Source organism: Vibrio sp. 1078-1 (assembly GCF_033340475.1).
The window spans coordinates 42157-51250 of the sequence record NZ_JAWOWM010000010.1 but is presented as its reverse complement, the minus strand read 5'-3'; the positions used below and the strand labels follow the sequence as shown (position 1 = coordinate 51250).

At 43.1% G+C, this 9094-nt stretch carries 11 protein-coding genes; 5 read left to right on the top strand and 6 right to left on the bottom strand.

Features of this window, described 5'->3' with window-relative positions; translation table 11 throughout:
- Positions 1-7 precede the first annotated feature (7 nt).
- Genes R7190_RS17505 through R7190_RS17480 form a run of 6 tightly spaced genes read right to left on the bottom strand, consistent with a single transcriptional unit; the run spans position 8 to position 4012 of the window.
- Positions 8-1408, bottom strand: coding sequence for an AMP-binding protein (locus tag R7190_RS17505; RefSeq protein WP_186584415.1), 1401 nt, complete (start codon positions 1406-1408; stop codon positions 8-10).
- Between the two features lie 4 nt (positions 1409-1412).
- A complete protein-coding gene (locus R7190_RS17500) occupies positions 1413-1973 on the bottom strand; it encodes a hypothetical protein (protein WP_132936505.1) in 561 nt (186 codons plus the stop codon).
- Positions 1973-2230, bottom strand: a complete 258-nt coding sequence (locus R7190_RS17495; protein ID WP_025766966.1) for an acyl carrier protein — start codon at positions 2228-2230, stop codon at positions 1973-1975. Before R7190_RS17495 ends, R7190_RS17500 begins: the two co-directional genes overlap by 1 nt.
- Before the next feature lie 15 nt (positions 2231-2245).
- A complete protein-coding gene (locus tag R7190_RS17490) occupies positions 2246-2506 on the bottom strand; it encodes a phosphopantetheine-binding protein (RefSeq protein ID WP_005382278.1) in 261 nt (86 codons plus the stop codon).
- A 13-nt stretch (positions 2507-2519) separates the two neighbouring features.
- On the bottom strand, positions 2520-3287 hold the full coding sequence (locus tag R7190_RS17485; RefSeq protein ID WP_005388305.1) for a lysophospholipid acyltransferase family protein: 768 nt from the start codon (positions 3285-3287) through the stop codon (positions 2520-2522).
- Positions 3284-4012, bottom strand: a complete 729-nt coding sequence (locus R7190_RS17480) for a beta-ketoacyl synthase chain length factor (RefSeq protein WP_054865733.1) — start codon at positions 4010-4012, stop codon at positions 3284-3286. The genes R7190_RS17485 and R7190_RS17480 overlap by 4 nt, the downstream gene beginning before the upstream one ends.
- Positions 4013-4088: 76 nt before the next feature.
- Between R7190_RS17480 and R7190_RS17475 the strand changes: the two genes are divergently transcribed.
- The 5 genes from R7190_RS17475 (at position 4089) to R7190_RS17455 (ending at position 9094) form a co-directional block, all read left to right on the top strand.
- The gene (locus tag R7190_RS17475; protein WP_005382272.1) at positions 4089-4487 is read left to right on the top strand and encodes a hypothetical protein; all 399 of its coding nucleotides are present in this window, start codon (positions 4089-4091) and stop codon (positions 4485-4487) included.
- Between the two features lie 27 nt (positions 4488-4514).
- Complete coding sequence (locus tag R7190_RS17470; protein WP_053307501.1) at positions 4515-5582, top strand: class I SAM-dependent methyltransferase; 1068 nt, start codon at positions 4515-4517, stop codon at positions 5580-5582.
- 7 nt (positions 5583-5589) lie between these two features.
- Complete coding sequence (locus R7190_RS17465; RefSeq protein ID WP_025766964.1) at positions 5590-6834, top strand: NAD(P)/FAD-dependent oxidoreductase; 1245 nt, start codon at positions 5590-5592, stop codon at positions 6832-6834.
- 211 nt (positions 6835-7045) lie between these two features.
- Positions 7046-7786 (top strand): transglycosylase SLT domain-containing protein, encoded by a 741-nt coding sequence (locus R7190_RS17460; RefSeq protein WP_132936508.1) that lies wholly within the window; start codon positions 7046-7048, stop codon positions 7784-7786.
- A 99-nt stretch (positions 7787-7885) separates the two neighbouring features.
- On the top strand, positions 7886-9094 hold the full coding sequence (locus R7190_RS17455) for a DEAD/DEAH box helicase (protein ID WP_005382264.1): 1209 nt from the start codon (positions 7886-7888) through the stop codon (positions 9092-9094).

The following is a 9094-nucleotide window of genomic DNA, read 5'->3' as shown; positions in this document are numbered from 1 at the left end:
ACTAGCTTTATTGGAATAGTTTTTCAATTTCAGCAACTTGGCGTTTGCCTTGGCTGTTCAATGGAATTTCGTCGACCACTCGGAATTTTCTCGGGATAGCGATCGGTTCTAGCCAATTGCGCAGTGCCTTGCGAAGCTCAAGCCAAAATTTGCCTTTACCAAGTTCATTAAGCACATCGCTGCCTTTATCGTTAAGTACGATGATCGAGACTAACGTGAGGCGACCAGATTCTTCCATTGGGATCACCACGCTTTCTTGAACCCACGGCAATTGCTCTAAACGTTTTTCCACTTCGACAAGGGAAATACGCTTTTCTTCGACTTTGACGATTCGGTCAGTGCGTCCACGCAATTCAAAAGAAATACTATCATGGAAATAGCATTCATCCGCAGTTTGGTACCAAGTGTTTTCATCAATGTGTGGCGAGCGGAGCTTTAAACAATTCTCATGGTTAAGCTCGGCTTCAACACCAGGGAATAACGTCCAAGGAGTGCTGGCTACGTGCTGCTGACGGTAAGCGATGCCGCCGGTTTCTGTGCTGCCAAAAACTTCAATAGGAAGTGACCCAAACAACTGCTGGCTGTGCTGCGCCGCTTGGTTTGGCAAGGGGCCACCAGAAGAAAATACACACCGAATCGCAACCGGATTGTGCTCTTCACTGAGTCGTTTTAGTAACGCAGGGCTGCTTACTAGCGTGGTGTCAGCATCAGCGTGATGGACAATTTGCTCTGGGAACTCAAGGTTGTGTGCTGAAAATGGACGTGCAGAGCACAAAGGCCACAATACGCGGAACAGCAAGCCGTAAATGTGTTGATGAGAAACGGTGCTTTCAACGCGTGTGCTGGCAACCGTGTCGCCCCATAGGTTATCTAGAATAGAAACTTCGATGTCGAGCTGTTTCAGCGTTTTTGCAATGGCTTTTGGTGTGCCGCTTGAACCCGAAGTGAATAGCGTTACCGGTATTTCCGCCAGGTTTAATTCACGCCAAAAATAAGGTTGTTTGGCCTCTGACTCGTTAATCACGGTGGTTTCTAGCAATGATTGAGCTTCGATCAAAAGCGAGCTCACCAGTTCTGGAACCGAGACATCGGCATCATGCAGCAACAAATCGTAGTGCTCACTGAGCTCTTTGAGTGCTTCTGGTTGGTAATTACCAGGTAATACAATGGATTTTCCTGCATAACTACAAGCAAAAAAGCCAACGGCAAACAGGTAGCTGTTGCCAAAACACAACGCAATGTTTTGCGTTGGTTGGGTTTCTAACTGCTGAGCAAGTGTTGCGACGTGCTGCTGGAAATCACCCCACGTGATAACCGTGTCGCGCTCGTAAGAGACTGGGGATTGCTCAGACCTCTCTGCGATGAACAAGGTCGCTAGGGAGGTAAAGCTCGAATACGTTGTATTCATACGATTAGTGTTCCTTTCGAACAAATTGACGCACGATCCATTCTCCAGCGAACAAGCCACCAGCAAGTAAGTAGCTGATGAGGCCGTTATAAAGCGTCCATATTTTTACTGGTAGGAAACAGGTATAGAGTGCAACAGCAGCGTTGAGCGTAAAAAAGGCGCACCAAACCATCGTCACTTTGCGAGTGTAAGTCACGCCACTAGCCGGAAGGTCGGGTTCTTGCAAGCGAGCAAGCCTCTCTATGATCGATTGCGGCTGTTTTAAGCTCAGTCCAAATACACACAGCATACATACATTGACAACGACAGGGTAAAACTGAAGCCACCCATGTTGTTTAAACACCATGCCAAGCGTAATTAGGACAATGCCAACAGCGCCCGTAACGAGCGCCAAGAACTTAAACTCTTTTAGTGGGGTCTTATTTGCGACGAAAACACGCAAAAGTAACGCAGCAATTAACAAGCCCCCAACTAAGTTCAAGCCAAATTTATCTATACCGAAATAGACGGCGAAGGGGTAGGCAAACAGTACAATTGCAGACAGACCAGTCAGCAATTGGCGCATTAACTTTCCTTCAATAACTCAGTAACAGCGTTAACCACATCGTCGACGGTTCTTACTGTACTAAACTCTGCCGGCTTGATTTTTTTGCCAGTGACATTCTGTAGGTGTACGACCAAATCAACGGCGTCAATGCTATCAAGATCGAGATCTTGGTATAAGTGCGCATCTGATTGAATGTCGGCTGCATCAATTTCGAACAGCTCAACAAGCGCATCTTTAACTTGTTCAAATACTTGATCTTTATTTACATCAGTCATGAATATACCTACAACTTATTCATTAGTTTGAGAAGAAACGTATTTCGCTAGATTTGCTACAGACGCAAAGTGTTCGCGCGTATTTGAGTCGTCGGCATCAATAACGATGTTGTATTGTTTTTTTATTGCGAGTCCAAGCTCAAGCGCGTCGATAGAATCTAAGCCAAGTCCATCACCAAAAAGTGGTGCATCCGTTTCAATATCATCTACGGTTAAATCTTCAAGGTTTAAAGCATCAATAATAAGTTGCTTAATGTCGTTGTGTAACTGTTCCACTGGGACCTGCTTATTAATAAAAGTTTTCTGGAAAAATGTTTTCAGCTAGGTGCTGTTGTAAGCGTCGCGCCGCTATTGTCGGCGACGTAGTTTGCTTTATAAAGGGGGTAATCTCAACTTTATCCTTAACTTCAACCCTGAAAAAGGGCTTTGTTGCCGGTACTTGATACCATTTTTTCTCTTTTGTGAGGAAACTTGGCGTTACCGTAATATGGACAACTCTTAAATCTCGTTCTGTTCTTACCGCAATTTGTGCTGCACCGCGTTGTAATTTCGGCTCTACACCTGGTGTTGTTCTTGTTCCTTCAGGAAATATAAGCAACACGTTGCCTTTGTTAAATCGTTCATCACAAAGTGCTAATAAATCATCCGGTGCTTCATTGGGAATATATCCGGCTGCTTTTACGATGTGCTTCATAAAAGGATTCGACCATATTGCCGATTTTACTAAACAGTCGCAGCGATTTAATTGTGAAGCAATGAGAACGTAATCGATTAAACTAGGGTGGTTGGCAACAATTAAACAATTACGATCTTGTTGAAGAATATCGGCACCAATAATTTGATAATCGATTGCGCCACTTAGCTTCATCAATTTACAAAATGTGTTGAATGAATATCGAATCGCACCCTGAACTTTATATTCGCGTTCCGTTTGGTCTGAAACAAAAATACGAATGGTCGGAATAACAATGAAACTCAGTACTAAACCACCTAACCCAAATACTGAAAAACAAAAGCCTGTTGCTAGCACACGCCAATACTGATTTAAGCGAGTCATTTTTTGTGCCATTCCCAAGCTTGATGCGGAGCGAAAATAGTCCACTGGCTTTTATCTAACAAGTATTGTTGCAAAAATACTAAACCTTGAGGAAGAGGATGACCGGAACGTTCTGCGTTTATGGAGCTTTGTATCGCGAAATTGTCTCCATGAGAAAGTATTAAGCCAAGTCCAAACCCTTGGTATTGTTGGTTTTCATATTCTAAATAAGAGTCAGGCATAGGCTCATCAAAATCAACAAGCAGTACTTTTTTGTCAGGATTGTCGGACAAAAACAGCCATGCTTCTAATATTGCGCTTTGGAATGTGTTTTCTGCCGCAGCGATAGAAGTTAGGGGAATGGGTTGTTTAGTTGCGATAGTGGCAAGCCCTGCGGCGGTATTGTGCACCGATTGAGAAAAAGCCATCGGAGACGCCTCTTCTCCATTAATTATATCTTCAACTAGTGCGACGCTGCGATGCAGTTCACCATGACGGCTTGAAAATACAAGGTAATCAACTTGATGTTGATTAAGCATTTCGATTGCAGTTTGTACCGCCAGTTTACTGAGTGGGCTCATTCTTCTGCGCATCATCGCAGGAATATTTGCAACATTGATTTTGCCATCTTCTGGCCATTTTATCTCTGTTGCCCATTGTTTCCATTCATTGGATTCGGATAAACCGAATGAATTCGCTGTCCACGCATCAATATTGAACGAAATGTTGATCTTCGAGTTTGGCATATTGGGTTAAATTGTTTATTTTACAGCTCGATACAAATTGGGGTTGACCCAAATTCACAATAAAAAGGAAATTATCATGTCGCGTTTTAAGCTGTATGTCTCGTTATTATTAACTTTGCTTCTTGTTGGTTGTGGACGAGTACAACCTGTAATGAATGTGGAGGATACTCCAGTTGCTTATGATCTTCAAAATAAACAAGTAAAAATGGCCATAGTGCAATCAGCAACTAACCGAGGCTGGACGATCGAAGAAGTAAGCCCTGGTGTTCTTATTGCAAAAATCCACGTTCGTAAACACTCTGCAGAAGTAAAAATCCCATACAATAATAAATATTACTCAATTATTTATCTCAACTCAGTAAATCTCAAAGCAAGTGATGGCAAAATCCACCGCAATTACAATCGTTGGGTAAACAACTTGAATGTTGATATTCAGCGAGCTATTGCATTGTTGGGCAATCAATCTCAACAATAAAACTATTAATTGCAGTTAGGTTTTTCCGTGTTAAATCAAAATAATGACCCTTTTAATGCTTTTGAAGCGAAGACAGAAGCTCAGAAGTTATCTTTTGCACCAATCGTGTTCCAGACCGCCAAAACGCTTCGAGATTTAGGTATTTTAGCCGCTTTAGACAGCGCTGGCGCACAAGGCATGAGTGCCACAGATATTGCCGAGAAAACGGGAGTATCAGAATATGGTGTTAAAGTACTGTTGGATATGGCGATTAGTGCGCATATTGTTTTATGGGAACGACCTAACTATTCGCTTGCAAACCTTGGTTTTTACCTTCTTCATGATGGTATGACGAATGCAAACATGGATTTTACGGCAGATGTTTGTTACGCCGCGATGATGCATTTGACGGAAGCAATTCAAGAAGGTAAACCGTCTGGTTTGAAAGAGTTGGGCAATTGGGAGACCATCTATCAAGGTCTATCGACGTTACCAGAACAAGCCAAACAGAGCTGGTTTAAGTTCGATCATTTCTATTCGGATCGCTCGTTCCCACTTCTGCTTAAAGAGGTATTTGCAAGCAAGCCAAAGCATCTTGTGGATATTGGCGGAAATACGGGAAAATGGGCGATTCAGTGTTGTAAACATGACCCTGACGTTCAAGTGACGATTGTTGATTTACCGCAACAATTAGAAGTAGCGATGAAGAATGTTTCAGAAAACCAGTTCGTCGAGCGTGTACGTCCATACCCTGCAAACATGCTTGATAAAGCACAAACATTGCCTGAGCATGCTGACGTATGGTGGATGAGCCAGTTCTTGGATTGCTTTTCCCCAATTGAGATCCTCAATATCCTTAAAAAAGTTAAAGCCCAGTTAACGAAGGGAGATACTATTTACGTATTGGAGCTGTTTTGGGATGCTCAAAAATACGCGGGAGCTTCCTATAGCCTTAATGCCACTTCTCTTTATTTTACCTGTTTAGCTAACGGTAATAGTCGCTTTTATCGCAGTGATGATTTCTTAGAAATTGTCGAAGCGGCAGGTTTATCTGTCGTTGAAAGAACCGACAATATTGGCCTTGGTCATACCTTATTAAAACTACAAGCAAACTAAATTCAGAATGAAAACAGAGCTCAAGCAAGTTGTTGTCGTAGGAGCGGGGCCATCAGGTTCAACCGTTTCTGCCTTATTAAAATCGCGTGGCATAGATGTTGTTGTCTTAGAAAAAGCGACTTTTCCACGTTTTTCCATAGGAGAAAGCCTACTCCCTGCATGTATGGAAGTTGTTGAACAAGCAGGAATGACCAATGCAGTAAAGCAGTTTGGCTTCCAGTATAAAGATGGTGCTGCATTTCGTCGTAATGGCGTATACACCCAGTTCGACTTTACAAACAAATACACGCCAGGACCGGGCACGACGTTTCAGGTTCAACGTGCCAGCTTTGATAAAGTATTGGCAGATAGCGCTGAAGAGCAAGGCGTAGAGATTCGCTATCAGCATGAACTGCTCAATCTAGTGTTTGAAGGGAAAAAGTCTCGATTAGAAGTGCTCGACTCAAATAAGAAGGCTTATCAAATCGAAGCAGATTTTGTGTTGGATGCAAGTGGCTTTGGGCGTGTTTTGCCACGCTTGTTGGAGCTAGAAGAACCTTCTTGTCTTCCGCCTAGAAAAGCGATCTTTACCCATATCGAAGATCATATCTCTCCCCAAGAGCCGGAATACGACCGCAACAAAATTTTAATTTCAGTTCATCCTGAAAATCACGACGTATGGTACTGGCTAATCCCATTCTCTAATGGTACTTGTTCGTTTGGTGTGGTGGGTGAGCCAGAATTTTTCGAACAATACCCAGAAGATAAGATTGCAGCGTTGCAGCAGTTAGCCAATGAAGAGCCGGGTTTGGCTTCTTTGTTGCGAAATGCGAATTACCCGAATCCAGCAGGCGAGTTGGGTGGCTATTCTGCTAACGTCAAACGTTTAGCGACAGAGCACTACGCGTTGCTTGGTAATGCAGGTGAGTTTCTTGATCCTGTATTTTCATCGGGTGTCACTATCGCCATGAAATCGGCAGAGTTTGCAGCGGACTGCGTGGTTCGTCAGCTGAATGGTGAAAAGGTTGGTTGGCAAGAAGAGTACTCGCAACGCTTAATGGTGGGAGTGAACACATTCCGCACTTATGTGGAAGGCTGGTACAACGGCACGTTGCAAGATGTGATTTTCTATCAAAACCCGAACCCACGTATTAAACAGATGATTAGTGCGATTTTGGCTGGATATGCTTGGGATACGAATAATCCTTACGTAAAACAAAGTGAGCAGCGTTTGTCGACGCTTGCAGAACTGGTTCGGGAAGCTGAACTGTAAGAATATACATTCGCTTATCCGAGAATCAGTAAACCTAGGTCTTACCAAAAAAATTGGTAAGACCTTTTTAATGCCTCTTTACTTTTACTTCTAGCGTGTTGGAGACACATTGACCACTTACATCGGTGTGTATCGAATTTGAGAATTTTTATGGTGACATTGATCACATCTAGAATTCCTGTTGCTGATATTTATATTAAATTTGTAGGAAATGGATTACATTCTGGGAGTGTTCCCTACATCTGGCTTCGTTGTGAAAACGGTTTATAAGCAACTGTATAAGTTAGTAAAGTTCCAAAAACTACACCAAAAAAAAGACAAGTTTCTTACCAAATCAATTCGCTTGGTGAGTTCGAGCCATCGACTACGCCAAACGCTTCCTCTACTTTCTAAAATTGTCGAAGAACATGACGCATCAACGGTCTCTTCGATTGCAGATCCCGAGAACGCGGTAGCGTGGGGAGGTAAAGTTTCTCCAGAGTTCAAATCTAAAGTCATCCGTATTAGTAAAGAGCTAAAGATCAATCATAATCATCTTATGGCGTGCATGGCATTTGAAACTGCTGAAACTTTCAGTCCAAGCATCAAAAATGGTTCCGGAAGCGGGGCTACAGGGTTAATTCAATTTATGCCCTCTACCGCAGAGTCATTAGGAGTGAACACAAAGACTCTTGCGAGAATGAGCGCGCTTGAACAACTTGACTATGTGAAAGCGTACTATTGGCCCTATCGAAATAAAATTAATAGCTTAGAAGATGCTTACATGGCCATTCTCTACCCTGCTGCGATTGGTAAACCGCCGTCTTTCGTTTTGTTCAGACAAGGCTCAATTGCCTATCGACAGAATGCAGGTATCGACCGCCACAAAACGGGGAAAATCACGCTTAATGATGTTTCCTACAAAGTGAGGAAAAAATTAGAAAAAGGTTTGCAGCCCAATTTCATGGGCTAAGATTGTGTCATGTTCCTAGTTTTTCGCGCATGAATCCTTCTGTTACTTCACGGGGATTCTGATACACTACGCGCCCATTTCCTCTGTTGAGACCTTTCTATGCCATTTTCTAAGCTTGGTTTAAGCGCATCGATTGCTGATGCAGTAAAAGCGCTAGGTTATGAAAAACCCACATCTATCCAACAAAAAGCCATTCCAATCGTATTGCGTGGCCGCAATTTAATTGCAGCAGCGCAAACGGGCACAGGTAAAACGGCCAGTTTTGTTCTGCCAATCTTAGAAAAGCTTAGTCGAGGCGAAACGCAACGTAAAAAACGCGCTCGTGCGATTATCCTAACGCCAACACGCGAACTTGCGCTTCAGGTTCATCAAAGTATTGAAGCTTATGGTAAAAACTTACCATTACGCTCAATGGCGATGTTTGGTGGTGTGGATTATGCACCACAAAAACAAGCCTTGATCGAGGGTGTCGATATTGTGGTAAGCACGCCTGGGCGCTTGATTGATCTGTACGGTCAACGCGCGATTCACTTTGATGAAGTGGAAATGCTAGTGCTTGATGAAGCCGACAAAATGTTGGATATGGGATTCATCGATGCGATCGACAAAATCGTCGACTGTATGCCAGAACATGTGCAAAGTTTGCTGTTCTCAGCGACGTTATCTAACCCTGTTCGTGACTTGGCGAAAAATGCGATTATTGATCCTGAAGAGATCACGATTGCAAAGCACAGTGCCTCAAAATCAAATATTAAACAGTGGATCACGACCGTCGATAAAGACATGAAGTCGTCGCTGTTAAGTCACTTGCTTAAAGAAAATGACTGGTCGCAAGTACTGGTATTTATTGAAACTAAACACGGCGCAGCCAAACTGGTAAGCCAACTTGAGAAACGTGGCATTGTGGCAGAAGCATTCCACAGTGGCCGTAATCAGCGTGTTCGCCAGGAATTAATAGAAAAGTTTAAAGCGGGTGAAATCCAGTACTTAGTCGCAACCGGCGTTGCTGCGCGCGGTATTGATATTGATAATCTGCCAGTTGTCATCAACTACGATTTACCTTACCCGGCGGATGAGTATGTACATCGTATTGGTCGTACAGGTCGTGCTGGCGCGAAAGGTGAGGCGATATCACTGGTTTCAAAAGACGACTTTAAGAACCTCTGCATGATTGAAAGTCGTTTAGGGCACTTGCTAGAGCGAGTGGAAATTGAAGGTTTTGCGCCAAGAAAGCCAGTACCAATTTCAATTTTAAATTACGTGCCTAAGAATAAACGTAAACCGCACGATAAGCGCGAATCAAAATAG